This is a genomic window from Pseudomonas faucium, assembly GCF_021602585.1.
Taxonomy (GTDB): Bacteria; Pseudomonadota; Gammaproteobacteria; order Pseudomonadales; family Pseudomonadaceae; genus Aquipseudomonas; species Aquipseudomonas faucium.
Genome location: NZ_BQIP01000017.1, coordinates 1 through 23,592, shown reverse-complemented (window position 1 = coordinate 23,592; position 23,592 = coordinate 1). Strand labels below are relative to the sequence as shown.

The window sequence follows — 23,592 nt, the reverse complement described above, 5'->3', positions numbered from 1 at the left end:
CCTTATTGTCTTTGTAGTGTTGTGTTGCAGCAGTGTTCAGCGGGCCTTGAGGATCTTCTCGGCGATCATCTGGCCGATCGGGATGGCCGAGGTGGCCGCAGGCGACGGGGCATTGCAGACGTGCACCATGCGCGGGGTCTCGGCGAACAGGAAGTCATGCACCAGGGTGCCGTCGCGCATCACCGCCTGGGCGCGGATGCCGGCCTCGTAGGGCAGCAGGTCCTCGACCTCGAGCGACGGGCAGTACTTGCGGCACTGCTCCAGGTAGCCGCGCTTGAACAGCGAGTTCTTCATCTCGGCGGTGCCGGAGCCGAGGTTGTTCCAGATGGTTTTCCAGAAGCCGGGGAAGGCGGCGTACTCGGCCACATCGCGCCAGTTCACCGAAAACTTGCGGTAGTTCTCCCGGCCGAAGCCGAGCACGGCGTTGGGGCCGACGGTGACGCTGCCGTCGATCATGCGCGTCAGGTGCACGCCGAGGAACGGCAGCTCCGGGTCGGGGATCGGGTAGATCAGGTGGTTGACGATCTGGTTCTTGCTGGCCGGCAGGCGGTAGTACTCGCCGCGGAAGGGGATGATCTGATGGTCGATCCTGACCCCGGCCAGGCGCGCCAGGCGGTCGGACTGCAGGCCGGCGCAGGCGACCAGCTGGCGGGCGCGCCAGGTCTGGCCGTGGTCGCGGATCTCGACATGCTCGCCCAGCTCGCGGATGCCCTGCACCGTGGTAGACAAGCGCACTTCGCCGCCAGCCTGCTCGATCACCTTGGCCATGGCGTAGCACACCTGCTTGTAGTCGACGATGCCGGTGGCGTCGACGAACAGCGCGCCGAGCCCGGCGATGTTCGGCTCGCGGCGCTTGAGTTCGCCGGCGTCGAGGCGCTCGACCTTCAGGCCGTTCTGCTGCGAGCGCTGGTACAGCGCCTCCATGCGCTGCATTTCCAGCGGGTTGGAGGCCACCAGCAGCTTGCCGCAGACGTCGAAGGCGATGCCGTGTTCGCGGCAGAAGTCCTTGGTGGCCTGGGCGCCGCGCTTGCACAGCTCGGCCTTGAGGCTGCCCGGGGCGTAATAGATGCCTGCATGGATCACGCCGCTGTTGTGGCCGGTCTGGTGGCGGCCGAGGCTGGCTTCCTTTTCCAGGATCAGCAAGGACGCGCCGGGGCGCTGTTGCAGCAGGGCCATCGCGGTGGCGAGGCCGACGATGCCGCCGCCGATGATGCAGTAGTCGTAAGTCATGCAGGGGTACCTTGGTGTTCTTGTCGGTGGATCTGCTTATCAGGTTGTCAGACTAAGTAGTGCGTGCAAAAGGCCTCGCCAGGCCACGGTGAGTGCTCCGGGGTCAGTCGAGGGCGGGAAGGTCGATTTTCAGGCGTTTGGCCGAGGCGCGCAGGTGCGCTTCGGCGCAGGCAGCTGCGGCTTGCCGGTCGCCGTCGGCGATGGCCTGGTACAGCGCCTGGTGTTCGCGGTTGGCATCTGCCGAACCGCCTACCGAGTGGCTGGCGGAGTTTTCCCAGGCGGTGCGCCGCGCGCTGGCCAGCTGGCCGCCGAGGAAGTCGTGAAAGGCCACGAAATAGTCGTTCTTGCTGGCTTCGGCGATGGCCCGATGAAAGGCCACGTCGGCGGCCGAGGCGGTGGCGAAGTCGCTGCTTTTATCGAGCATGGCTTGCAGGGCTTTGGCCATGTGCGCCAGGTCATCGGCGTCACGCCGGCGCGCGGCGATGGCCGCGGCCTGGGTTTCGATCCACAGGCGCATCTCGAACATCTGCACCAGGTCAGGCGTGCGCCCTTGGCTGCCGGGGAAGCGGAACACGGTGCCGTTGGGGGTTTGCGAGATGTAGGAGCCGAGCCCGCGACGGGCGATCAGCACGCCATCAGCCTTGAGCTGCGCCACTGCCTCACGCACCACCGAGCGGCTGACATTGAGCTGTTCGGCCAGTTGCTGTTCGGTGGGCAGGCGCGATTCGGCGGCCAGGCGGCCGGCATCGATCTCGGCGCGGATGGCGCTGACAACCCGTTCGACCAGGGTGTCGGGGCGCTGGAGCTCTAGCATGGGGCGGTTGCCTAGTGGTCAGGTTGTCAGACAATGCCTGTCGGTGGATGGGCTGTCAATATTTTCAAGGGGTTATGGAGTGTCTGTCAGGGCCCTATCGCCGGCAAGCCGGCTCCCACGCAGAGAATCTGTGGGAGCCGGCTTGCCGGCGATAGGGCCACTGCCGAAAAAGCTCAGAGCTCGCTGACGAAGGTGCCCGTGCCATCGAGAATATTGCGCAAGGTCAGCTCGACCTCTTCCAGGTCAGTGCCCGCCGAGGTCAGCACGATTTCCAGCGCCTCATCGCCCTTGAGCGCATCACGGTCCCCGGCGGCCACTTCGATCAGCAAGCGCTGGGCGCTCAAGGTCACCTTCAGGCCATCGAGCGTCGAAGGCTCGTCATCGAGGGTCAGGTCGACCGTGTCCTCGTCCGGATAGCGGGTCAGCAGGAACATCTGCCCCTTGTCGCTGTGGCAGCACAAGGTCGCCATGTTGTCTTCCTCGTCATCGCAGGGGGTGGCGAAGAGCAGGGCGGTATTGATTTGCATAGCGGGCTCGGGTCAAGGAAATGAAAGGGAATTCTGACAGTGTTGTGGGCATCCATAAACGTAAAGTTACCGCCCCTTGACCGAAATTGTCGCAGCGCTGCAAGCGGCGATGACCGATCAGTCGTTAAGCTTCGGCGAGCCCTGAACTTTACGTCCGGCTTGCCACGGGTTGGCTATCGTTGATCCGTGACCGTCGGACGCACGCGACGCTTCAACTATTACAAAGCCCAAGCGGAGTACCACAGATGGCGTTCTTCACCGCAGCCAGCAAAGCCGACTTCCAGCATCAACTGCAGGCGGCCCTGGCGCAGCACATCAGCGAACAGTCACTGCCACAAGTGGCGCTGTTCGCCGAGCAGTTCTTCGGCATCATTTCCCTGGACGAACTCACCCAGCGCAGGCTGTCGGACCTGGCCGGCTGCACCCTGTCGGCCTGGCGCATCATCGAGCGCTTCGACCCCGAGCAACCGCAGGTGCGGGTGTACAACCCCGATTACGAACGCAACGGCTGGCAATCGACCCACACCGTGGTCGAGGTGCTGCACCATGACTTGCCATTTCTGGTCGACTCGGTGCGCACCGAGCTCAACCGCCGCGGCTACAGCATCCACACCCTGCAGACCACCGTGCTCAGCGTGCGTCGCGGGCCCAAGGGCGAGCTGCTCGAGCTGCTGCCCAAGGGCACCCATGGCGAAGGCGTGCGCCACGAGTCGCTGATGTACCTGGAGATCGACCGCTGCGCCAACGCCGCCGAGCTGAACGTTCTGGCCCGCGAGATCGAGCAGGTGCTGGCCGAAGTGCGCGTGGCCGTGGCCGATTTCGAGCCGATGAAGGCCAAGCTGCGCGAAGTGGTGGCGCTGGTGGAGCAAACCCCGTTTGCCCCGGTGCAGCATGAGAAGGGCGAGGTCAAGGCGTTCCTGGAGTGGTTGCTGGACAACCATTTCACCTTCCTCGGCTATGAAGAATTCACCGTGCAGGGCGACGCCGCCGGTGGCCAGATGCTCTACGACGAGCATTCCTTCCTCGGCCTGCCGCGCCGCTTGCGCGTGGGCCTGACGCCTGAAGAGCTGCGTATCGAAGACTACGCCGTGGCCTACCTGGCCGAGCCGCTGCTGCTGTCGTTCGCCAAGGCCGCGCTGCCTAGCCGCGTGCACCGCCCGGCCTACCCGGACTATGTGTCGATCCGCCAGCTCGACGCCGACGGCAAGGTGGTCAAGGAGCACCGCTTCATGGGCCTGTACACCTCCTCGGTGTACGGCGAGAGCGTGCATGCCATCCCCTACATCCGCGTCAAGGTCGCTGAAGTCGAGCGCCGTTCGGGCTTCGACCCCAAGGCCCACCTGGGCAAGGAACTGGCCCAGGTGCTCGAAGTGCTGCCGCGCGACGACCTGTTCCAGACCCCGATCGACGAGCTGTTCAGCACCGTGATGTCGATCGTGCAGATCCAGGAGCGCAACAAGATCCGCGTGTTCCTGCGCAAGGACCCTTACGGGCGCTTCTGCTACTGCCTGGCCTACGTGCCGCGGGAAATCTATTCCACCGAGGTGCGCCAGAAGATCCAGCAGGTGCTGATGGAGCGCCTCAAAGCCAGCGACTGCGAGTTCTGGACCTTCTTCTCCGAATCGGTGCTGGCGCGTGTGCAGCTGATTTTGCGGGTCGACCCGAAAAACCGCATCGACATCGACCCGCAGCAGCTGGAAAACGAAGTGATCCAGGCGTGCCGCTCGTGGCATGACGACTATTCGGCGCTGGTGGTGGAAAACTTCGGCGAAGCCCAGGGCACCAACATCCTCGCCGACTTCCCCAAAGGCTTCCCCGCCGGCTACCGCGAGCGCTTTGCCGCGCACTCGGCGGTGGTTGACCTGCAGCACGTGCTGGCGCTGTCGGAGGCCAAGCCACTGGCAATGAGCTTCTACCAGCCGCTGACGCGCCTGGGCGAGCGCCTGCTGCACTGCAAGCTGTACCACGCCGATACCCCGCTGGCGCTGTCGGACGTGCTGCCGATCCTCGAGAACCTGGGCCTGCGCGTGCTCGGCGAGTTCCCGTACCGGCTGCGCCACGCCAGTGGCCGCGAGTACTGGATCCACGACTTCGCCTTCACCTACAGCGAAGGCCTGAACCTGGACATCCAGCAGCTCAACGATGTGCTGCAGGATGCGTTCGTGCATATCGTCCAGGGCGACGCCGAGAACGACGCCTTCAACCGCCTGGTGCTCACCGCCGGCCTGCCGTGGCGTGACGTGGCGCTGCTGCGCGCCTATGCCCGCTACCTCAAGCAGATCCGCCTGGGCTTCGACCTGGGCTACATCGCCAGCACCCTGAACAACCACACCGACATCGCCCGCGAGCTGACCCGGTTGTTCAAGACCCGCTTCTACCTGGCGCGCAAGCTCACCAACGAAGACCTGGACGACAAGCAGCAGCGCCTGGAGCAGGCGATCCTCACCGCCCTGGACGATGTCCAGGTGCTCAACGAGGACCGCATCCTGCGCCGCTACCTGGACCTGATCAAGGCCACCCTGCGCACCAACTTCTACCAGCCTGACGCCAACGGCCAGAACAAGTCGTACTTCAGCTTCAAGTTCAACCCCAAGCTGATTCCCGAGCTGCCCAAGCCCGTGCCGAAGTTCGAAATCTTCGTCTATTCGCCGCGGGTCGAAGGCGTGCACCTGCGCTTTGGCAACGTCGCCCGCGGCGGCCTGCGCTGGTCGGACCGCGAAGAAGACTTCCGTACCGAAGTGCTGGGCCTGGTCAAAGCCCAGCAGGTGAAGAACTCGGTGATCGTGCCGGTCGGCGCCAAGGGCGGCTTCCTGCCACGGCGCCTGCCGCTGGGCGGCACCCGCGATGAAATCGCTGCCGAAGGCGTGGCCTGCTACCGCATCTTCATCTCCGGCCTGCTCGACATCACCGACAACCTCAAGGACGGTGGCGTGGTGCCGCCGGCCAACGTGGTGCGTCACGATGACGACGACCCGTACCTGGTGGTGGCGGCCGACAAGGGCACCGCGACCTTCTCCGACATCGCCAACGGCATCGCCATCGACTACGGCTTCTGGCTGGGCGATGCGTTCGCCTCGGGCGGCTCGGCCGGTTACGACCACAAGAAGATGGGCATCACCGCGCGCGGCGCGTGGGTCGGCGTGCAACGCCACTTCCGCGAGCGTGGCATCAACGTGCAGCAAGACCCGATCACCGTGATCGGCGTCGGCGACATGGCCGGTGACGTGTTCGGCAACGGCCTTCTGATGTCGGACAAACTGCAACTGGTGGCCGCGTTCAACCACCTGCACATCTTCATCGACCCCAACCCGGACCCAGCCACCAGCTTCGTCGAGCGCAAGCGCCTGTTCGACCTGCCGCGCTCGGCCTGGAGCGACTACGACACCAGCATCATGTCCGAAGGCGGCGGGATCTTCCCGCGCAGTGCCAAGAGCATCGCCATCAGCCCGCAGATGAAAGAACGCTTCGCCATCGAAGCCGACCGCCTGACCCCGACCGAGCTGCTGCATGCACTGCTCAAGGCGCCGGTGGACCTGCTGTGGAACGGCGGCATCGGCACCTACGTGAAAGCCAGCAGCGAAAGCCACGCCGATGTCGGCGACAAGGCCAACGACGCGCTGCGGGTCAACGGCAACGAGCTGCGCTGCAAGGTGGTGGGCGAGGGCGGCAACCTCGGCATGACTCAGCTGGGCCGCGTCGAGTTCGGCCTGCAGGGCGGTGCCACCAACACCGACTTCATCGACAACGCCGGCGGCGTGGACTGTTCCGACCACGAGGTCAACATCAAGATCCTGCTCAACGAAGTGGTGCAGGGTGGCGACATGACCGAGAAGCAGCGCAACCAGCTGCTGGGCAGCATGACCGATGAAGTGGCCGGCCTGGTGCTGGGCAACAACTACAAGCAGACCCAGGCGCTGTCGCTGGCCGCCCGCCGCGCCCGCGAGCGGATTGCCGAATACAAGCGCCTGATGGCCGACCTCGAAAGCCGCGGCAAGCTTGACCGGGCCATCGAGTTCCTGCCGTCCGAGGAGCAGCTGGCCGAGCGCCTGGCGGCCGGCCAGGGCCTGACCCGTGCCGAACTGTCGGTGCTGATCTCCTACAGCAAGATCGACCTCAAGGAGCAACTGCTCAAGTCGCTGGTGCCGGACGACGACTACCTGACCCGCGACATGGAAACCGCCTTCCCGCCGTCGCTGGTCAGCAAGTTCGCCGAGGCCATGCGCCGCCACCGCCTCAAGCGCGAGATCGTCAGCACCCAGATCGCCAACGACCTGGTCAACAACATGGGCATCACCTTCGTGCAGCGCCTGAAGGAGTCCACCGGCATGAGCCCGGCCAACGTGGCCGGTGCCTACGTGATCGTGCGCGATATCTTCCACCTGCCGCACTGGTTCCGCCAGATCGAGGCGCTGGACTACCAGGTGCCGGCGGAAATCCAGCTGACCCTGATGGACGAGCTGATGCGCCTGGGCCGCCGCGCCACCCGCTGGTTCCTGCGCAGCCGGCGCAACGAACAGGATGCCGGGCGCGATACCGCGCACTTCGGGCCGAAAATCGCCCAGCTGGGGCTCAAGCTCGACGAGCTGCTCGAAGGCCCGACCCGCGAGCGCTGGATGGTGCGCTACCAGAGCTTCGTCGAGGCTGGCGTGCCGGAGCTCCTGGCGCGCATGGTCGCCGGCACCAGCCACCTGTACACGCTGTTGCCGATCATCGAGGCGGCGGATGTCACCGGGCATGAGCCGGCCCAGGTGGCCAAGGCGTTCTTCGCCGTGGGCAGCGCGCTGGACTTGACCTGGTACCTGCAGGAGATCAGCAACCTGCCGGTGGAGAACAACTGGCAGGCCCTGGCCCGCGAGGCGTTCCGCGACGACATCGACCTGCAGCAGCGGGCGATCACCATTTCCGTGCTGCAGATGGCCGATGCGCCGCAGGACATGGACGCGCGCGTGGCGTTGTGGGCCGAGCAGCACCGGGTGATGGTCGAGCGCTGGCGCGCCATGCTCGACGACCTGCGCAACGCCACGGGCACCGACTATGCGATGTATGCGGTGGCCAACCGCGAGCTGGTCGACCTGGCGATGAGTGGGCAGGCGGCGGTGGTGCCGTCCTGATCTTCAGGCTGAAATGAAAAAGCCCCGGCAGTGATGCCGGGGCTTTTTTGTGCCTGTTCTGGCCCTATCGCCGGCAAGCCGGCTCCCACAGGCCTACTTGAACCTGCGCTCCACCCCTTTTTCCACGAGGATCTTCGCCGAAATCTCTTCCACCGAAAAATGCGTGGAGTTGATGTTGGGGATGTTCTCCCGGCGGAACAGGCTCTCTACCTCGCGCACCTCGAACTCGCACTGGGCAAAGCTCGAATAGCGGCTGTTGGGCTTGCGCTCGTGGCGGATGGCGGTCAGGCGGTCCGGGTCGATGGTCAGGCCGAACAGCTTGTTGTGGTGCTTCTTCAGCACCGCCGGCAGCTGCAGGCGCTCCATGTCGTCTTCGGTCAGCGGGTAGTTGGCGGCGCGGATGCCGAACTGCATGGCCATGTACAGGCACGTCGGCGTCTTGCCGCAGCGCGATACGCCCACCAGGATCAGGTCGGCCTTGTCGTAGTAGTGGGTGCGCGCGCCATCGTCGTTGTCGAGGGCGAAGTTCACCGCCTCGATGCGCTCCATGTAGTTGGAGTTGCCGCCGATCGAGTGGGATTTACCCACGGAATACGACGAATGGGCGGTCAATTCCTGCTCGAGCGGGGATAAAAACGTCGAAAAGATGTCGATCATGAAGCCGTTCGAGGTGGCCAGGATTTCGCGGATGTCCTGGTTGACGATGGTGTCGAAGATGATCGGGCGCATGCCGTCGCGCTCGGCGGCCGTGTTGATCTGCTGCACCATGGTGCGCGCCTTGTCCGGCGTATCGATGTACGGGCGGGTGAATTTGTTGAACGGGATGCTCTCGAATTGCGCAAGCAGGCTTTGGCCCAGGGTTTCGGCGGTAATGCCGGTGCCATCGGAGATGAAGAACGCGGTTCGTTTCATTTGCGATCTGGGCCTTAAGCTGATGACGATTCTTGGATATGATAAGTTCGGTTTGCCGAATGCGGCTGTCGGCATTCTCACTTATTTTCCAGGTACAGGCCACAAGCGCCCGGCCAAGTCCAAGCAGGCAGGCGGGCGCCCTTGAGCTTTTCCAATACAGTTAGTGGAGAGATCACCTTGGTAGAGTACGTAGTTTCCCTCGAAAAGCTCGGCGTCCATGATGTAGAGCATGTGGGGGGCAAGAACGCATCCCTGGGCGAGATGATCAGCAACCTCGCAGGTGCTGGCGTTTCGGTGCCGGGCGGCTTTGCCACTACGGCTCAGGCGTACCGCGACTTTCTCGATCAGAGTGGCCTGAACGAGCGCATCCACGCCGCGCTCGACGCGCTGGACGTGGACGACGTCAACGCCCTGGCCAAAACCGGCGCGCAGATCCGTCAGTGGGTCATGGAAGCCGAGTTCCCGGCGCGCCTGGATGCGGAAATCCGCACCGCCTTCGCCGCCATGTCCCAGGGCAACGACAACATGGCCGTGGCCGTGCGTTCCTCGGCCACCGCCGAAGACCTGCCGGACGCCTCGTTCGCCGGCCAGCAGGAAACCTTCCTCAACATCCGCGGCGTCGACAACGTGATCCGCGCGGCCAAGGAAGTGTTCGCCTCGCTGTTCAACGACCGCGCCATTGCCTACCGCGTGCACCAGGGCTTCGACCACAAGCTGGTGGCCCTGTCGGCCGGCGTGCAGCGCATGGTCCGCTCGGAAACCGGCACTGCCGGGGTGATGTTCACCCTCGACACCGAGTCGGGCTTTCGCGACGTGGTGTTCATCACCGGCGCCTACGGCCTGGGTGAAACCGTGGTGCAAGGTGCAGTCAACCCTGACGAATTCTACGTCCACAAGCAGACCCTGCAGGCCGGCCGCCCGGCCATCCTGCGCCGCAACCTGGGCAGCAAGGCGATCAAGATGGTCTATGGCGACGAAGCCAAGGCCGGCCGTTCGGTCAAGACCGTCGAAGTCGAGCGTGCCGAGCGTGCACGCTTCTGCCTGAGCGACGACGAAGTCAACGAACTGGCCAAGCAGGCCATGATCATCGAGCAGCACTACCAGCGCCCGATGGACATCGAGTGGGCCAAGGACGGTGACGACGGCAAGCTGTACATCGTCCAGGCCCGCCCTGAAACGGTGAAGAGCCGCGCCAGTGCCAATGTCATGGAACGCTACCTGCTCAAGGAGAAGGGCACCGTGCTGGTCGAAGGCCGCGCCATCGGCCAGCGCATCGGCGCCGGCAAGGTTCGCGTGATCAACGACGTGTCCGAGATGGACAAGGTGCAGCCAGGCGACGTGCTGGTGTCGGACATGACCGACCCGGACTGGGAGCCGGTGATGAAGCGCGCCAGCGCCATCGTCACCAACCGCGGCGGGCGTACCTGCCACGCGGCGATCATCGCCCGTGAGCTGGGCATCCCGGCCGTGGTCGGGTGCGGCAATGCCACCCAGATCCTCAAGGACGGCCAGGGCGTCACCGTTTCCTGCGCCGAAGGCGACACCGGCTTCATCTTCGAGGGCGAGCTGGGCTTCGACGTCAAGCAGAACTCGGTCGATGCCATGCCGGAGCTGCCGTTCAAGATCATGATGAACGTCGGCAACCCGGACCGCGCCTTCGACTTTGCCCAGCTGCCCAACGCCGGTGTCGGCCTGGCGCGCCTGGAATTCATCATCAACCGCATGATCGGCGTGCACCCCAAGGCGCTGTTGAACTACGCCGGCCTGCCGGCCGAGCTGAAGGACAGCGTCGACAAGCGCATCGCCGGCTACAACGACCCGGTCGGCTTCTATGTCGAGAAGCTGGTCGAGGGCATCAGCACTCTGGCGGCGGCCTTCTACCCGAAAAAGGTCATCGTGCGCCTGTCGGACTTCAAGTCCAACGAGTACGCCAACCTGATCGGCGGCAAGCTGTACGAGCCGGAAGAAGAGAACCCGATGCTGGGCTTCCGCGGTGCTTCGCGCTACATCAGCGAGTCGTTCCGTGACTGCTTCGAGCTCGAGTGCCGTGCGCTCAAGCGCGTGCGCAACGAGATGGGCCTGACCAACGTCGAGATCATGGTGCCGTTCGTGCGCACCCTGGGCGAGGCCAGCCAGGTCGTCGACCTGCTCGCCGAAAACGGCCTGGCCCGTGGCGACAACGGCCTGCGCGTGATCATGATGTGCGAGCTGCCGTCCAACGCCATCCTCGCCGAAGAGTTCCTCGAGTACTTCGACGGCTTCTCCATCGGCTCCAACGACCTGACCCAGCTGACCCTGGGCCTGGACCGCGACTCGGGGATCATCGCCCACCTGTTCGACGAGCGTAACCCGGCCGTGAAGAAGCTTCTGGCCAACGCCATCCAGGCGTGCAACAAGGCCGGCAAGTACATCGGCATTTGCGGGCAGGGGCCGTCGGACCACCCGGACCTGGCCAAGTGGCTGATGGAACAAGGCATCGAAAGCGTGTCGCTGAACCCCGACTCGGTGCTCGAGACCTGGTTCTTCCTGGCCGAAGGCCAGGGCGCGGCCTGATGCGGTGAAATGCGGGGGTGCGTCTGGCGTGCCCCCGCCTGGTTTTATCCAGGGCGAGCTCCAGCAATGGATCCCGCCCTTTTTTGTGCACCAAGCAACCTATGCAAAGCAGCAGCAATCTATTTCCCGTCGCCCTGCTCAGTGCCGAGCGGCGCGGCGACCTCAGTGAAGACGTGTACCGGATCAAGGCCGGCAACAGCCCTGACCCCAGCGTCGAAATCGCCTTGACCCGCCTGGGCCTGGCCGACCAGGGCGGCGCCCAGGGCGTGCCGGTCATTCTCCTGCACGGCAGTTTTTCCAACCGGCGTTTCTGGTATTCGCCCAAGGGCATCGGCCTGGGCGCCTACCTGGCCCGCGCCGGTTTCGATGTGTGGATCCCGGAGATGCGCGGCCACGGTTTGTCGCCGCGCAATCGCAACTGGAAGCACAACCAGGTGGCCGACTATGCCCGTGACGACCTGCCGCTGATCGCAGCCTTCGTCCAGGAGCAGGCCGGCCAGGCGCCGCATTGGGTGGGCCACTCGTTGGGTGGCACGACCTTGGCGGCGGCATTGGGTGGCGGCTTCCTGCGCGCCGAGCAGGTCGCCAGCGCGGCGTTTTTCGGCACCCAGGTCAGCCGCGTCTATTGGCCGCTGAAAGTGCCGCCGTTGACCTGGGGCGCAAAGCTGCTGCTCAAGCGCTGGGGGCAGATTTCCGGGCCGCGGTTCAAGCGTGGGCCGGAGGACGAACCGATCGGCCTGGCCCTGGAAAGCATGCGCTGGCATGGCCTGTTCGGGCGTTTTGGCGACAAGCAGAACGACTGGTGGGCGGGCCTGGCCGAGGTCGATGTGCCGGTGCTGGCGGTGGCGGGAGCCGCGGACTTCCAGGACCCGGTCTGGGCTTGTCGCAAGCTGTTCGATCAGCTCGGTGGCGAGCGCAAGCAGTTTTTGCGCCTGGGGCGCGAGCAAGGTTTCGAGGCGTTCGGGCATGTCGACATGCTGGTGAGCAAGGCGGCGCAGGCGCAGGTTTGGCCGCTGGTGGAGCGTTGGTTGCGGGCGCCTTTGCTTGCTGTGCATGAGTCGACGCTGGTTGGCGAGCCTGTACCGGCCAGCTGATCGTGTGATGTGTAGGCTCCCACATTTCTCAATGACAGTGGTTTCCCTGTGGGAGCCGGCTTGCCGGCGATAGGGCCGGTGCAGCTTGCGCATAACTGACTGCCCGGTCCCGGATGACTGCAACCGCCTCCCCGGTGTAGCCTTGCCCGACATCCGCTTTCGTTGTGACTGACAGGAGCTTCCCATGCAGCATTACGTAACGCCCGACCTCTGCGATGCCTACCCCGACCTGGTCCAGGTGCTGGAACCGATGTTCAGCAACTTCGGTGGCCGCGACTCGTTTGGCGGCCAGATCGTCACCATCAAGTGCTTCGAAGACAACTCGCTGGTCAAAGAGCAGGTCGAGCTCGATGGCAAGGGCAAGGTCCTGGTGGTCGATGGCGGCGGTTCGCTGCGCCGGGCCCTGCTGGGTGACATGCTTGCCGAAAAGGCTGCCAAAAACGGTTGGGAAGGCTTGGTGATCTACGGTTGCGTGCGTGACGTCGACGTGCTGATCCAGACCGACGTGGGTGTACAGGCCCTGGCCAGCCACCCGATGAAAACCGACAAGCGCGGCATCGGCGACCTGAACGTGGCCGTGACCTTCGCCGGCGTGACCTTCCGCCCGGGCGAATACGTGTACGCCGACAACAACGGCGTGATCATCTCGCCAAGCCCGCTGAAAATGCCGGAGTGACGCGCCCCGCGCGCTGATGGAGCTTTGATGTTCGAGGAAGACAACGCGCAGTGGGGGCTGGTGCATGCCCTGGTGCTCGATGGCAAAGGCGGCGCGCGCTCGATCGCCCGGACCGAGCTGGGCGGCCTGCAATTGCAGCCACAGGAGAGCCTGTGGTTGCACTGGGACCGCAGTCATCCACAGACCCGCACCTGGTTGCTGCAGGAAAGCGGCCTGAGCGAGTTCGCCTGTGACCTGCTGCTGGAAGAAAACACCCGCCCGCGCTTGCTGCCCATGGTGGGGGAGCAGCTGCTGCTGTTTCTGCGCGGGGTCAACCTGAACCCGGGCGCCGAGCCCGAGGACATGGTCTCGGTACGTATCTTCGCCGAGGCGCAACGGGTCATTTCCCTGCGCCTGCGGCCGTTGCGCGCCAGTGACGAGGTGCTGCAGCTGCTGAGCGAGGGCAGGGGGCCGACATCGGCTTCCGAGCTGTTGCTGCTGATGGGTGAACTGCTCACCGAGAAGGTCCAGGCGCTGGTCAGCGACCTGTCCGAGCTGGTCGACCTGGAAGAGGAAAAGGTTGAATCCGACGAACGGTATACGCCTGAGAACGGCAGCCTGCAGCAGATTCGCCGTCGCGCTGCCGGCCTGCGGCGTTTCCTGGCGCCGCAGCGGGAAATCTACGCACAGCTGTCGCGCAGCAAGTGGAGCTGGTTCGCCGAGGCCGATGCCGACTACTGGAACGAGTTGAACAACAGCCTGATCCGCTACCTCGAAGAGCTCGAGTTGACCCGCGAGCGGGCCGCGCTGGTGCTGGAAAGCGAGGACCGCCGGCGCAGCGAGCGGATGAACCGGACCATGTACCGCTTCGGCATCATCACCTGCATTTTCCTGCCCATGAGCTTCATCACCGGGCTTCTGGGCATCAACGTGGGCGGTATTCCGGGCGCCGAGAACCCCTATGGCTTCCTGTTTGCCTGCGCCATCGTGCTGGCGCTGGCGGTCGGGCAGTGGTGGCTGTTCCGGCGGTTGCGGTGGGTCTAGTGGTGCAGGGGGCCGTACTGGCAAGCCTCGCGCATTTTGAGACACGCGTCCTAACCGGATGTGTGACCCGTCGCCCGGCGCTCTCGTCTCTGACTGATACTGCGCGAGGTGCCCATGCACGATCCGTTTGAACAATCCCTGCGTGACCTGCTCAAGGCATCGCCATCCGGTGAAGACCGGGACGATGCCGCGTGCCTGGGGCGCGTGCTGAAAACCGCCAACCGCCAGGTTGGTGCGGGCGATCTGTTCAGCCTGCTTGGCCGTTGGAGCCAGGCGCTGCTGATTGCCGTGAACAATGGCTCGGCGCATGTTGCGCCTGTACGTCGTAACGCTGCCGCTGGCAGCAAAGCTGATAAGGCCGATTGAATATGGAACTCGATCTCTGGACCCAGAGCCTGGTCACCGCGATGACCGCCCTATGGACCAAGGTAGCGAACTTCATCCCCAACCTGTTCGGCGCGCTGGTCGTGGTGCTGCTCGGTTTCGTGGTGGCCAAGCTGCTTGATACGCTGCTGTCGAAACTGCTCGCCAAGTTCGGCCTGGACCGCCTGATGGCCGGTACCGGGCTGACCAAGATGCTCGGCCGGGTGGGCATCCAGGTGCCGATCTCGACCCTGATCGGCAAGATCGTCTACTGGTTCGTGCTGCTGATCTTCCTGGTTTCGGCCGCCGAGTCGCTGGGCCTGGAGCGCGTCTCGGCCACCCTCGACATGCTCGCCCTGTACCTGCCCAAGGTGTTCGGTGCGGCGCTGGTGCTGCTGGCCGGCGTGCTCCTGGCGCAGGTCGCCAATGGCCTGGTGCGCGGCGCTGCCGAAGGCATTGGCCTTGAGTACTCGGCGGGGCTTGGGCGCATCACCCAGGGCCTGGTGATCATCATCAGCATCTCGGTGGCCATCAGCCAGCTCGAGGTCAAGACCGACCTGCTGAACCATGTGATCGTCATTGGCCTGATTACCGTTGGTCTGGCCGTCGCCCTGGCGATGGGCCTGGGCAGCCGCGAAATTGCCGGGCAGATTCTGGCCGGGATCTACGTGCGCGAACTCTTCCAGGTCGGCCAGCAGGTGCGAATTGGAGAGGTCGAAGGGCAGATCGAGGAGATCGGTACGGTCAAGACGACGCTGCTGACCGATGAGGGTGAGTTAGTGTCGCTGTCCAATCGCGTGCTGCTCGAGCAGCGCGTGAATAGCCGCTAACCGCACAAAAGCTGTTAATGTATGCCGCCGCAAAAATCGGCCCGTGGGGCTGAGCGGCGACATTGACCTGACTGTCGGCCAGATCCGTTTTGAATAAAGTTCATTCGCCGCCCATGCGTTACGACCCCCGCGAGCTCACCGACGAGGAGTTGGTGGCGCGTTCGCATGAGGAGCTGTATCACGTTACCCGCGCCTATGAGGAACTCATGCGGCGCTACCAGCGGACCCTGTTCAACGTCTGTGCACGTTATCTGGGGAACGACCGGGATGCCGACGATGTCTGTCAGGAGGTGATGCTGAAGGTGTTGTACGGTCTGAAGAACTTCGAGGGTAAATCCAAGTTCAAGACCTGGCTCTACAGCATCACCTACAACGAGTGCATTACCCAGTACCGCAAGGAGCGTCGCAAACGCCGGTTGATGGATGCCTTGAGTCTTGACCCTGTTGAAGAGGCGTCTGAAGAAAAGGCTCCGAAGCCGGAAGAAAAGGGCGGGCTGGACAAGTGGCTGGTGCATGTGAACCCGATCGACCGGGAGATTCTGGTGCTGCGTTTTGTCGCAGAACTGGAATTTCAGGAAATCGCCGATATCATGCACATGGGCCTGAGCGCTACGAAAATGCGCTACAAGCGCGCGCTAGACAAGCTAAGAGAGAAATTTGCAGGCCTGGATGAAACTTAGCGGCTTGTAAATATCTCTAACGAATCGGCGAGTTCTGCTAGACTTGCCGTCGAGTTGTCCCCCGGATGTTGGTGGGACTGCTTAACTATCACCAGATGGGGATTTAACGGATGAAATTGAAAAACACCTTGGGCTTGGCCATTGGCTCGCTCGTAGCCGCTACTTCGTTCGGCGTTCTGGCTCAAGGCCAAGGCGCAGTCGAAATCGAAGGTAACGTTACCAAGCAGTACTACGACAGCGAGCGTAACTTCAAGAACGACGGCACCAATCCTGGTGTTCGCCTCGGTTACTTCCTGACCGACGACGTCTCCCTGGACCTGGGCTACAACGAGACTCACAACGCTCGTGGCGAAGTCTTCAACAAAGACATCAAAGGTTCCAAGGCTAAGCTGGACGCTACCTACCACTTCGGTACCGTCGGCGATGCACTGCGTCCGTACGTTTCCGCTGGTTTCGCTCACGAGAGCCTGGGTCAGGCCACTCGTAGCGGCCGTGACCACTCCACCTTCGCCAACGTTGGCGCTGGCGCCAAGTGGTACATCACCGACATGTTCTTCGCCCGTGCCGGCGTTGAAGCCATGTACAACATCGACAACGGCAACACCGAGTGGGGCCCATCCGTTGGTGTTGGTCTGAACTTCGGTGGCAGCGGTGGCAAAGTTGCTCCTGCTCCGGCTCCAGTTGCTGAAGTCTGCTCCGACAGCGACAACGACGGCGTGTGCGACAACGTCGACAAGTGCCCGGACACCCCGGCCAACGTCACCGTTGACGCCGATGGCTGCCCAGCTGTTGCTGAAGTCGTTCGCGTTGAGCTGGACGTCAAGTTCGACTTCGACAAGTCGGTCGTCAAGCCTAACAGCTACGGCGACATCAAGAACCTGGCTGACTTCATGAAGCAGTACCCACAAACCACCACCGTGGTTGAAGGTCACACTGACTCCGTGGGTCCAGACGCTTACAACCAGAAGCTGTCCGAGCGTCGTGCCAACGCTGTCAAGCAGGTCCTGACCCAGCAGTACGGCGTAGAATCCAGCCGTGTTGACTCGGTTGGCTACGGCGAAACCCGTCCGGTTGCCGACAACGCCACCGAAGAAGGCCGTGCTATCAACCGTCGCGTTGAAGCTCAGGTAGAAGCCCAGTCCAAGTAATTGGCCTGAAGCTTCAATGAAAAACCCGGCCTAGGCCGGGTTTTTCTTTGCCTGCGATTTGCGGGTGCGTATGCCAAGGCCCTGTCATGGTGAGCGCGTGCTGGCTATAATCGCACCCTCATTCACCCCGAGCCTTGCCCGCCCATGTATACCCTGGCCCGCCAGCTGCTGTTCAAGCTTTCTCCGGAAACCTCCCATGACCTGTCCCTGGACCTGATCGGCGCCGGTGGCCGCCTGGGGCTCAACGGCGTGTTGTGCAAGCAGCCAGCAGCGTTGCCGGTGACGGTGATGGGGTTGAATTTCGCCAACCCGGTAGGCCTGGCCGCGGGCCTGGACAAGAATGGCGCGGCCATCGACGGCTTTGCCCAGCTGGGCTTCGGCTTCGTCGAGATCGGCACCGTGACCCCGCGCCCGCAGCCGGGCAACCCCAAGCCACGCCTGTTCCGCCTGCCGCAAGCCACTGCGATCATCAACCGCATGGGCTTCAACAACCTGGGTGTCGATCACCTGCTGCAGCGTGTGCGCGCCGCGCGTTACGACGGCGTGCTGGGCATCAACATCGGCAAGAACTTCGATACCCCGGTGGAGCGTGCGGTCGACGACTACCTGATCTGCCTGGACAAGGTCTACACCGCGGCCAGCTACATCACAGTCAACGTCAGCTCGCCGAACACCCCGGGCCTGCGCAGCCTGCAGTTCGGCGACTCGCTCAAGCAGTTGCTCGATGTCCTGGCCGAGCGCCGTGAGCAATTGGCTACCCGCCACGGCAAGCGCGTGCCGCTGGCGATCAAGATCGCCCCGGACATGAGCGATGAAGAAACCGCACTGGTGGCGGCGGCGCTGATGGAGTCGGGAATGGACGCGGTGATTGCCACCAACACCACCCTCGGTCGCGAAGGCGTCGAGGGCCTCGCTCATGGTGGCGAAGCGGGCGGCCTGTCGGGTGCGCCGGTGCTGGAAAAGAGCACCCACATCGTCAAGGTGCTGGCCGGCGAGCTGGGCGGCAAGCTGCCGATCATCGCCGCAGGGGGCATCACCGAAGGCCGTCATGCGGCAGAGAAGATCGCTGCCGGCGCGAGCCTGGTGCAGATCTACTCGGGCTTCATCTATAAGGGCCCGGCGCTGATCCGTGAAGCGGTGGATGCGATTGCCGCGATGCCGCGGGGCTAACCTGCAGGCATAAAAAAGGGCCCCATCTAGGGGCCCCTGGGCCTTAGCCCGCCGCCCGGATGGGGCGTGCATGGTAACTCGAATTCAGTGTCCTCGATCAGCCAACGGCGTGATTTTCGTTGAGTCTATGGATGCCAGCGGTGCCAGTCATTCCGTCCCAGTTATCACCGCGACCTTCGCGCCAGCCGTTGATCCAGGCTTGGCGAACAGAAGGAAGATTGAAGGGGCAAAGTTCGCGGGATTTGCCGGTGACCCCGTATTGGTAGCCACGTGAATATGCTCTTTCCAACGGATCACGCTTAAGTCTTCTCATAGGGTGTTGCCCTCACTTGTTGACTGTAATGTCCCGTCGGCCTCTCCGAGGCCGGGCAGAGTCTTTCTGCCGGTGTGCGCCCGCTGCCGGCGTGGCGGGCTGAAGGTGCCGCCTCGTTGCGAAGCGGCCTGAGACCAGTTCTAACGAATGCAGGTCACAGAGGGAATGATCGATTTGTCATAAGCACGTAACCTTTCCAAGGGTCAGGGGATAAGTAAATAAATGCGACTCAACCTTGTTTGGCCTTTAGCCCGCTATGGCTGGGGTTTGCTGAGAGTTGACGTCATTTCGCCAGCGTGGCGCCCTGATGACAGAAATATTTGGTAATGCGACGAAGGGTCACGCCTGATCCTCGCTCGCCAGAAATTATTCGTACTGCCCGATGATCTAAGCTGTTCCTGCCACCCGGCGAGCGGCAGATCGATCAGGCGGCCCGGCCGGCCCGCTGCCATGAGGCAGGGGCGAAGGCCACTCGGACGCTTGCTGGAAAGGCGTTCGGGCAAACATCGGCGGGGCGATGCGTCGCCTCGTCACTCAAATAGCCCAAGGCTCTGGAATACACATGTCGGACCGTTTCGAACTCTACCTCACCTGCCCCAAAGGCCTTGAAGGCCTGCTTGCCGAAGAGGCCAAGGGCCTTGGCCTGGACGAAGTGCGCGAGCACACCTCGGCCATCCGCGGCACCGCCGACATGGAAACCGCCTACCGCCTGTGCATCTGGTCGCGCCTGGCCAACCGCGTGCTGCTGGTGCTCAAGCGCTTCTCGATGAAAAACGCCGACGACCTGTACGACGGCGTGCATGCCCTGGACTGGGCCGACCACCTGGCCGCCGACGGCACCCTGGCGGTGGAGTTCAGCGGCCACGGCTCGGGCATCGACAACACCCACTTCGGCGCACTCAAGGTCAAGGATGCGATCGTCGACAAGCTGCGCAACCGTGAAGGCCTGCGCCCGTCGGTGGAGAAGGTCGACCCGGACGTGCGGGTTCACCTGCGCCTGGACCGTGGCGAGGCGATCCTGTCCCTCGACCTCTCCGGCCACAGCCTGCACCAGCGCGGCTACCGCCTGCAGCAAGGCGCCGCGCCGCTGAAGGAAAACCTCGCCGCCGCCGTGTTGATCCGTGCCGGCTGGCCGCGCATTGCCGCCGAAGGCGGCGCGCTGGCCGACCCGATGTGCGGTGTGGGTACCTTCCTGGTCGAAGCGGCGATGATCGCCGCCGACATCGCCCCCAACCTCAAGCGCGAGCGCTGGGGCTTCAGCGCCTGGCTCGGCCATGTGCCGGCCACCTGGCGCAAGGTGCATGAAGAAGCCCAGGCCCGTGCCCAGGCCGGCCTGGCCAAGCCGCCGCTGTGGATCCGCGGCTACGAGGCCGACCCGCGGCTGATCCAGCCGGGGCGCAACAACGTCGAGCGCGCAGGCCTTGGCGACTGGATCAAGATCTACCAGGGCGAAGTGGCCAGCTTCGAGCCGCGCCCGGACCAGAACCAGAAGGGCCTGGTCATCAGCAACCCGCCTTACGGCGAGCGCTTGGGCGATGAAGCCAGCTTGCTGTACCTCTACCAGAACCTCGGCGAGCGCCTGCGCCAGGCGTGCATGGGCTGGGAAGCGGCGGTATTCACCGGGGCCCCTGAGCTGGGCAAGCGCATGGGCATCCGCAGCCACAAGCAATATGCCTTCTGGAACGGCGCGCTGCCGTGCAAGCTGCTGCTGTTCAAGGTGCAGCCTGACCAGTTCGTCACCGGTGAGCGTCGCGACGCCCAGGGTGACAACAGCGAGGCGCGCAGCCCGGCAGCCGTGGCCAGCGAGCCGGCACGCCTGTCGGAAGGTGCGCAGATGTTCGCCAACCGCCTGCAGAAGAACCTCAAGCAGCTGGGCAAGTGGGCCCGTCGCGAGCAAGTTGACTGCTACCGCTTGTACGATGCCGACATGCCCGAGTACGCCCTGGCGGTCGACCTCTATCAGGATTGGGTGCACGTGCAGGAATACGCCGCGCCGCGCTCGATCGACCCGGAAAAGGCCCAGGCACGCCTGCTCGACGCCTTGGCGGCAATCCCCCAGGCACTGAACATCGACCCGCAGCGCGTGGTGCTCAAGCGCCGCGAGCGGCAGGCTGGCACCCGCCAGTACGAGCGCCAGGCCACCGAAGGGCGCTTCCTGGAGGTCAAGGAAGGCGGTGTGAAGTTGCTGGTCAACCTTACCGACTACCTCGACACCGGGCTGTTCCTCGACCACCGCCCGATGCGCATGCGCATCCAGCGCGAGGCCGAAGGCAAACGCTTCCTCAACCTGTTCTGCTACACCGCCACGGCCACCGTGCATGCGGCCAAGGGTGGCGCGCGCAGCACCACCAGCGTCGATCTGTCGAAAACCTACCTGGACTGGGCGCGCCGCAACCTGGCGCTGAACGGCTTCTCCGAGCGCAACCGCCTGGAGCAGGGGGATGTCATGGCCTGGCTGGAAGGCAACCGCGACAGCTACGACATGATCTTCATCGACCCGCCGACCTTCTCCAACTCCAAGCGCATGGAAGGGGTGTTCGACGTGCAGCGCGACCATGTGCAGTTGCTGGACCTGGCCATGGCGCGCCTGGCCCCGGGTGGCGTGCTGTACTTCTCCAACAACTTCCGCAAGTTCCAGCTAGATGAGCACCTGGCGGCGCGCTACGTGGTGGAAGAAATCAGTGCCCAGACCCTGGACCCGGACTTCGCCCGCAACAACCGCATCCACCGGGCCTGGCGCCTGCAACTGCGCTGAAGCGACCAGCGTGATTGCATAGCTAATGGCCAATAGCTATAACTCAGCACAGGGCCGGACAATCGCAGGACGCTGACGTGACGAGATCGATCTATGTCGAAGTATGGCGTGCGTGCGAAGGTGATGGGCCTGTGCCGCGAGGCCCTGGCTGCCTGGGCCGTGGCCCTGGTGGCGCTGGTGGCCGGCGGCTTGCTGTCGGCCGGCCTGGCGTTGGCCACCCAGGCGTTCTACAAGCAGCAGTTGCGCCAGCGCTTCGAGCTGCTGGCCAGCGAGCGCTATAGCCGCATCGCCGAGCGCTTCGACGACCAGGAGCAGCGCCTGGACAGCCTGCGGCGCTTCTTCAGTTTCTCCAACGAGATCACCCCCGGCGAATTCGACGGTTTCGCCGGCCCGCTGCTGCGCCGCACCCAGGCCTACTCCTGGGCGCCACGCGTCGAGCAGGGGCAGCGGGGCGATTTCGAACGCCAAGCCAGCGCCAGGCTCGGGCAGCCCTATGAGATACGCGACCTGGATAGCCAGGGCAATTGGCAGGCGGCGCCCCCTCGCGATCACTACTTCCCGGTGCTCTACACCCAGGCTACGCAGCAGCAGGGCCAACCTTACGGGCTCGACTTGCGCGGCCAGCCGGTGCGCGAGCAGACCCTGCAGCGTGCGCTGTTGCCGGGCAGCATGGCGGTGTCCGAGCCGCTGGACATGATCAACGTTGCCGCGGGTTACAGCCGCGGGCTGCTGATGGTCGCGCCAGTCTTCTCCGACAAGGCCCCAGGCGAGGCGCAAGGCGCACCCGCCGGTTACGTCATGGCCCTGCTGAACCTGCGGCAATTGATCAGCGATGGCCTGCCATCGGCCGGCGAGGACAACCTGGTGGTGCGCATCATCGACCCCAGCGGGCGCGATGGCCACGAAGTGCTGTTCGATTCACAGAACCCGCCGGCCCCCTTGGCGCTGCTCAGCAACCAGTTGCTGCACCTGGCCGACCACCACTTCCAGCTCGATATCCGCCCAAGCCAGGTGTTCATGCAGGGCAACCGCTCCTCGGCGGCGCTGGCGGTGGGGCTTCTCGGCGGCCTGCTGAGCCTGCTGCTCAGTGCCTTGCTCTACAACCTGTTCAGCCAGCGGCAACGCGCCCTGAAGCTGGTGGAGCAGCGCACCGCGCAGCTGCGTGTCAGCGAGCAGTCACTGCGCGACACCCACAACCAGTTGCGCAGCGTGCTGAACGCCGCCACCCAGGTGGCCATCATCGCCACCAGCCTCAAGGGCGTGGTCAGTACCTTCAACGCCGGTGCCGAGCGCATGCTCGGCTACCAGGCGGGCGAGGCGGTAGGGCAACTGCGCCTGGAATACCTGGTGCTGCCTGAGGAGCTCAACCAGCGCGCCCACGCCCTGAGCCTGCGCTACGGGCGGCACATCGCCGGTGGCCAGGCGATGTTCGCCGATACCCTGCAGGAGGGCGGCGCCGAGCCCAGCGAGTGGACCCTGGTGCGCAAGGACGGCAGCCAGCTGCTGGCCAACATGCTGGTCACCGCGGTGCTCGATGAGCAGGGGCTGTGGGTGGGTTACCTGGCCATTTGCATCGATGTCACCGAGCGGCGCCGCGTGCACGAGGCGCTGGCGATGCGTGACCGGCTCTTGGAGAAGCTCAGTGCGCAAGTGCCGGGGGGCATCTACCAATATCGGCTGGATGCCGATGGCCATTCCTGCTTCCCCTATGCCAGCCAGGGCATGTTCGAGATCTACGAAGTCGACCTGCAGCTGCTGCGCGAGGATGCCACGGCGGTATTCGAACGGATTCACCCCGACGACCTCGAGCACGTGCGCCGCTCGGTGCGCTATTCGGCCGAGCACCTGACGCCGTGGCGCGAGGAGTATCGCGTGTGCCTGCCACGTGCCGGCTTGCGCTGGGTGCGCGGCGAGGCGACGCCGGAAGTGGGCGAGGCGGGCTGCACGCTCTGGCATGGCTACCTCACCGACATTTCCGACCTCAAGGGCGTCGAGGAAGACTTGCGCACGCTGTCGGTGACCGATTCGCTCACCGGCATCCACAACCGCCGCTATTTCCAGGAGCGGCTGAAGGCCGAACTGGATCGCGCCCAGCGTGACAATCAGGACCTGGCCGTGATCATGCTCGATATCGACCACTTCAAGCGCATCAACGACCAGTATGGCCATGCCGTGGGCGACCATGTGCTGCGCAGCCTGTGCCAGCGCATTGGCCATCGATTGCGGCGTACCGACGTGTTCTGCCGGCTCGGCGGTGAGGAGTTCATGGTGCTGTGCCCGGGCAGCAATGCCGAGCAGGCGCGGATGTTGGCGATGAGGTTGTGGCAGGGGGTGCGCAGCGTGCCTGTCGACGGGGTGGCCAGGCGGACGGCGAGTGTTGGCGTGGCGGGGTG

17 protein-coding genes are annotated in these 23,592 nt (G+C 64.2%); 12 read left to right on the top strand and 5 right to left on the bottom strand.

The window, feature by feature from the left end; translation table 11 throughout:
• Window positions 1-36: 36 nt before the first annotated feature.
• The 3 genes from lhgO to L6D75_RS18910 all read right to left on the bottom strand — a co-directional run bounded on the left by lhgO (window position 37) and on the right by L6D75_RS18910 (window position 2,571).
• Window positions 37-1,230, bottom strand: a complete 1,194-nt coding sequence (gene lhgO / locus L6D75_RS18920; RefSeq protein ID WP_176511850.1) for an L-2-hydroxyglutarate oxidase — start codon at window positions 1,228-1,230, stop codon at window positions 37-39.
• Window positions 1,231-1,333: 103 nt separating this feature from the next.
• Complete coding sequence (locus tag L6D75_RS18915) at window positions 1,334-2,044, bottom strand: FadR/GntR family transcriptional regulator (protein ID WP_176511849.1); 711 nt, start codon at window positions 2,042-2,044, stop codon at window positions 1,334-1,336.
• Between the two features lie 173 nt (window positions 2,045-2,217).
• Complete coding sequence (locus L6D75_RS18910) at window positions 2,218-2,571, bottom strand: hypothetical protein (RefSeq protein WP_008092792.1); 354 nt, start codon at window positions 2,569-2,571, stop codon at window positions 2,218-2,220.
• A gap of 245 nt (window positions 2,572-2,816) precedes the next feature.
• Here L6D75_RS18910 and L6D75_RS18905 point away from each other — a divergent pair, with 245 nt between their 5' ends.
• Complete coding sequence (locus tag L6D75_RS18905) at window positions 2,817-7,682, top strand: NAD-glutamate dehydrogenase (protein WP_176511848.1); 4,866 nt, start codon at window positions 2,817-2,819, stop codon at window positions 7,680-7,682.
• A gap of 93 nt (window positions 7,683-7,775) precedes the next feature.
• On the opposite strand, the gene ppsR is transcribed toward L6D75_RS18905, so the two are convergent.
• A complete protein-coding gene (ppsR, locus tag L6D75_RS18900; RefSeq protein ID WP_176511847.1) occupies window positions 7,776-8,594 on the bottom strand; it encodes a posphoenolpyruvate synthetase regulatory kinase/phosphorylase PpsR in 819 nt (272 codons plus the stop codon).
• 177 nt (window positions 8,595-8,771) lie between these two features.
• On the opposite strand from ppsR, the gene ppsA reads away from it, so the two are divergent.
• From ppsA to L6D75_RS18855, 9 genes are all read left to right on the top strand, one after another.
• The gene (ppsA, locus tag L6D75_RS18895; RefSeq protein WP_176511846.1) at window positions 8,772-11,147 is read left to right on the top strand and encodes a phosphoenolpyruvate synthase; all 2,376 of its coding nucleotides are present in this window, start codon (window positions 8,772-8,774) and stop codon (window positions 11,145-11,147) included.
• 101 nt (window positions 11,148-11,248) lie between these two features.
• Entirely contained in the window at window positions 11,249-12,241 is a 993-nt protein-coding gene (locus tag L6D75_RS18890) for an alpha/beta fold hydrolase (protein WP_176511845.1), read from the top strand.
• Window positions 12,242-12,425: 184 nt separating this feature from the next.
• Window positions 12,426-12,917 carry a ribonuclease E activity regulator RraA gene (rraA, locus tag L6D75_RS18885; protein WP_176511844.1) on the top strand — a complete coding sequence of 164 codons (492 nt, stop codon included), beginning with the start codon at window positions 12,426-12,428 and terminating at the stop codon, window positions 12,915-12,917.
• A gap of 27 nt (window positions 12,918-12,944) precedes the next feature.
• Window positions 12,945-13,940, top strand: a complete 996-nt coding sequence (locus tag L6D75_RS18880; RefSeq protein WP_176511843.1) for a zinc transporter ZntB — start codon at window positions 12,945-12,947, stop codon at window positions 13,938-13,940.
• 114 nt (window positions 13,941-14,054) lie between these two features.
• Entirely contained in the window at window positions 14,055-14,306 is a 252-nt protein-coding gene (locus L6D75_RS18875; RefSeq protein WP_176511842.1) for a CrfX protein, read from the top strand.
• A 2-nt stretch (window positions 14,307-14,308) separates the two neighbouring features.
• Window positions 14,309-15,133 (top strand): mechanosensitive ion channel family protein, encoded by an 825-nt coding sequence (locus L6D75_RS18870; RefSeq protein WP_176511841.1) that lies wholly within the window; start codon window positions 14,309-14,311, stop codon window positions 15,131-15,133.
• Between the two features lie 113 nt (window positions 15,134-15,246).
• The gene (gene sigX, locus L6D75_RS18865) at window positions 15,247-15,813 is read left to right on the top strand and encodes an RNA polymerase sigma factor SigX (RefSeq protein WP_033696348.1); all 567 of its coding nucleotides are present in this window, start codon (window positions 15,247-15,249) and stop codon (window positions 15,811-15,813) included.
• 110 nt (window positions 15,814-15,923) lie between these two features.
• Window positions 15,924-16,961 (top strand): OmpA family protein, encoded by a 1,038-nt coding sequence (locus L6D75_RS18860; protein WP_176511840.1) that lies wholly within the window; start codon window positions 15,924-15,926, stop codon window positions 16,959-16,961.
• Between the two features lie 144 nt (window positions 16,962-17,105).
• On the top strand, window positions 17,106-18,131 hold the full coding sequence (locus L6D75_RS18855) for a quinone-dependent dihydroorotate dehydrogenase (protein WP_176511839.1): 1,026 nt from the start codon (window positions 17,106-17,108) through the stop codon (window positions 18,129-18,131).
• Window positions 18,132-18,228: 97 nt separating this feature from the next.
• Here L6D75_RS18855 and rmf read toward each other — a convergent pair whose 3' ends face one another.
• Window positions 18,229-18,444 carry a ribosome modulation factor gene (rmf, locus tag L6D75_RS18850; protein WP_003248687.1) on the bottom strand — a complete coding sequence of 72 codons (216 nt, stop codon included), beginning with the start codon at window positions 18,442-18,444 and terminating at the stop codon, window positions 18,229-18,231.
• A gap of 562 nt (window positions 18,445-19,006) precedes the next feature.
• Here rmf and rlmKL point away from each other — a divergent pair.
• Window positions 19,007-21,199, top strand: coding sequence for a bifunctional 23S rRNA (guanine(2069)-N(7))-methyltransferase RlmK/23S rRNA (guanine(2445)-N(2))-methyltransferase RlmL (gene rlmKL, locus L6D75_RS18845; RefSeq protein ID WP_176511838.1), 2,193 nt, complete (start codon window positions 19,007-19,009; stop codon window positions 21,197-21,199).
• A gap of 93 nt (window positions 21,200-21,292) precedes the next feature.
• The coding region (locus tag L6D75_RS18840; RefSeq protein WP_236193766.1) for a diguanylate cyclase at window positions 21,293-23,592 on the top strand (2,300 nt) is incomplete at its 3' end.